The following is a 3748-nucleotide window of genomic DNA, read 5'->3' as shown; positions in this document are numbered from 1 at the left end:
CCACCCGACGCCCACCCCCCGTGGCCACGCCCCAGTCCACCGGCACACCACGCACCCACACCTCGGCCACCGACACGAGGAAACGCTCAAGCCCATCCTCGTTCCGCCGCAACGACCCGACAACCACGGCTTCTCCGCCGTGCTCCTCCAACGTCTCCTCGACGGCCAGGCTCAGCACCGGGTGCGCGCTGCTCTCGACGAACGCCCGGAACTCGTCGGCCGCACAGGCCCGCACGGCCGCGGCGAACGCCACCGGTTCCCGCAGGTTCCGGTACCAGTACTCCGCGTCCAGCATCGTCGTGTCCACCCGGCCGCCGGTCACGGACGAGTAGAACGGCACCTCCGCCGACCGGGCGGTGACCTCGCCCAGGACGTCGAGCAGTCGGTCCCGCACGGTCTCGACCTGCGCGGAGTGCGAGGCGTAGTCGACCGGGATCCGGCGCGCCCGCACCCCCCGCGCCTCACAGTCCGCCAGCAGCCCCTCCAGCGCCGCCGGCTCCCCCGACACCACCACCGAGCCGGGCCCGTTCACCGCCGCCACCGACAACCGGCCCTCCGCGGCAGCCACCAACTCCCCCGCCTCGACCGGGCTCAGCGCCAGCGACACCATCCCGCCCCGGCCCGCGAGTGCGTCCGCGATCACCTGGCTGCGCAAGGCCACGATCCGCGCCGCGTCCACCAAGGAGAGCGCACCCGCCACACAGGCGGCCGCGATCTCCCCCTGGGAGTGGCCGACGACCGCCGACGGCTCGACACCGTAGGAACGCCACAGCTCGGCCAGTGCGACCATCACCGCGAAGGACACCGGCTGGACCACATCCACCCGGTCCAGCGACGGCGCGCCGGGCATGCCCCGCAGCACATCGAGCACGTCCCAGTCGACGAAGGGCTTCAAGGCCTGCGCGCACTCCGCCAGCCGCGCCGCGAACACCGGCGAGGAATCCAGCAACTCCCGTCCCATGCCTACCCACTGCGCTCCCTGACCCGGGAAGACGAACACCACCCCCGCGTCATTCGGCAGGTCGGCCGTGCCCTCGACGACCCCCGCTACCGGCGAGGCCCCGCCCACGGCGCGCAGACCGAGCAGCGCCTGGGCCCGGTCCCCCGCCACGATCACGGCCCGGCGCTCCAACCGCGCACGCCCCGAGGCCAGCGAGTAGGCCACATCCGGCACACCCAGGTCGTCCCGCGCCTCCCACCAGTCGGCCAACCGCGCGCCCTGCGCCCCCAACGCCGACCCGCCCCGCGCGGACACGACCAGCGGCACCACCCCCGGCCCCGACGACGCGGCCGACGGCCCCTCCACCGGCGCCTGCTCCAGCACCACATGCGCATTGGTCCCGCTGATCCCGAAGGAGGAGACAGCCGCGCGACGCGGCCGCTCCACCGAAGAACCCCACTCCCGGGCCTCCGTCAGCAACTCCACCGCGCCCGAGGACCAGTCGATGTGCGGCGAGGGCTGGTCGGCGTGCAGCGTCCTCGGCAGCACACCCGCCCGCATCGCCGACACCATCTTGATCACACCCGCCACCCCGGCAGCCGCCTGGGTGTGCCCGATGTTCGACTTCACCGAGCCCAGCCAGAGCGGTGCTCCCCCGGCGCGGTCCTGACCGTAGGTGGCCAGCAGGGCCTGCGCCTCGATCGGGTCGCCCAGGGTGGTGCCCGTACCGTGGGCCTCGACGGCGTCCACATCCCGCGCGGACAGTCCGGCGTTCGCCAGCGCCTGCCGGATCACCCGCTGCTGCGACGGACCGTTCGGCGCCGTCAGACCGTTCGACGCACCGTCCTGGTTCACCGCACTGCCCCGCACCACCGCCAGCACCGGATGCCCCAACCGCCGCGCGTCCGACAGCCGCTCCACCAACAGGACACCGACACCCTCGGCCATACCGAACCCCTCGGCATCCACCGAGAAGGAACGGCACCGACCGTCCCTCGACAACCCCCGCTGCCGCGAGAACTCCACGAACATCCCCGGAGTCGACATCACCGTCACCCCACCCGCCAACGCCAGGTCACACTCACCCGACCGCAACGACTGCACCGCCAGGTGCAACGCCACCAACGACGACGAACACGCCGTGTCCACCGTCACCGCCGGCCCCTCCAACCCCAACGCGTACGAGACCCGGCCGGACAGGACGCTGCCCGCGCTTCCCGTCACCGCGTAGCCCTCGACCTCGGTCGACGCCTCGCGCAGCAGGGTCGTGTAGTCCTGCATGCTGAGGCCCGCGAAAACGCCGGTCCTGCTGCCCCGGGCCGATTCGGGGTCGATCCCCGCCCGTTCGAAGGCCTCCCAGGAGGTCTCCAGCAGCAACCGCTGCTGCGGGTCCATCGCCAGCGCCTCACGCGGCGAGATCCCGAAGAACGCCGCGTCGAACTCGGTGGCGGCATCCAGGAATCCGCCGGCCCGGACGTAGGACCGCCCGGACGCGTCGGGGTCGGCGTCGTACAGGCCGTCGACGTCCCAGCCGCGGTCCGCGGGCAGCGCGGAGATCGCGTCCGTCCCCGCGTCGAGCAGCCGCCACAGGTCCTCCGGCGAGCGCACGCCACCGGGGTACCGGCAGCTCATCCCGACGATCACGACGGGCTCGTCGGATCCGGGCGTCACCGGACGGGCGGCCGGGAAGGCCGGCTGGTGCCCGAAGAGTTCCGCGTGCAGGTGGTCGGCCAGGGCGACGGGCGTCGGATGGTCGTAGATCAGGGTGGCGGTCAGCCGCAGGCCGGTCCCGGTCGCGATCCGCAGGCGGTTGCGCAGTTCGACGGCGGTGAGCGAGTCGAAGCCGAGCTCCTTGAAGGCGCGGCTCGGCGGGACGGTGTCGTCGGAGGAGTGCCGCAGGACGGAGGCGACCACCTGGCGGACGGTGTCCAGCAGGGCCTTCCGCTGCTCCTCGGCGGAGCGTCCGGCCAGGCGGCGGGCCAGGTCCGGGGACTCCTCGGCGGAGGTCGCGGGCGTCCGCTCCGGACCGGCCACCGGGCGATCGGCGGCGAGCAGGTCGCTCAGCAGCGGGACCGGCCTGGCGCCCGCGCCGAGCCCGGTACCGTCCCAGCGGGTGCTGAAGACGGCGACCGCGGTCTCGTCGTGGTCGAGGATCCCCGCGAGCGCGTCCAGCGCCAGCTCCGGCCGGAAGGTCAGCACACCGCGTCGCCGGATCTGCTCCTCGATGGCGGGTGCGGCGATGCCGCCGCCGTCCCAGTGGCCCCAGGCGATCGCGGTGGCGGGCAGGCCGTCCGCCCGCCGCTGGTGCGCCAGCGCGTCCAGATAGGCGTTGCCCGGTGCGTAGTTGGCGTGACCGGCCAGGCCGCACGTCCCGGCGATCGAGGAGAACAGGACGAAGGCGGAGAGGTCCAGGCCCTCGGTCAGCTCGTGCAGCACCCGGGCGCCGCCGACCTTGACCCGGAGCACGTGCTCCATCTGACGTGCGGTCAGGTCACCGATCAGCGCGTCGTCGAGCAGGGCGGCCGTGTGGAACACGGCGGTGAGCGGGTGCTCCGCCGGCAGCGCGGCCAGCACCTCGGCGACCGCATCCCGGTCGGACACGTCGCACGCGGCCACGGTGACCTTCGCGCCGAGCCCCGTGAGCTCCGCTTCGAACGCCTCGGCGCCGGGTGCGGCACGACCGCTCCGGCTCAGCAGCAGCAGGTGTTCGGCGCCGTCGGCGGCCAGGCGCCGGGCGAGGTGACGGCCGAGCGCGCCGGTGGCACCCGTGATCAGCACAGTGCCACCGGGCCTCCAGTCACGCACCGG

1 pseudogene is annotated in these 3748 nt (G+C 73.7%); it reads right to left on the bottom strand.

Features of this window, described 5'->3' with window-relative positions:
• A pseudogene (locus ACZ34W_RS38500) lies at positions 1-3739 on the bottom strand (type I polyketide synthase); the annotation flags it as partial.
• Positions 3740-3748 lie beyond the last annotated feature (9 nt).

The sequence above is a fragment of the Kitasatospora sp. NPDC022856 genome, from assembly GCF_055561235.1.
This window is presented reverse-complemented; position numbering and strand designations above follow the sequence as displayed.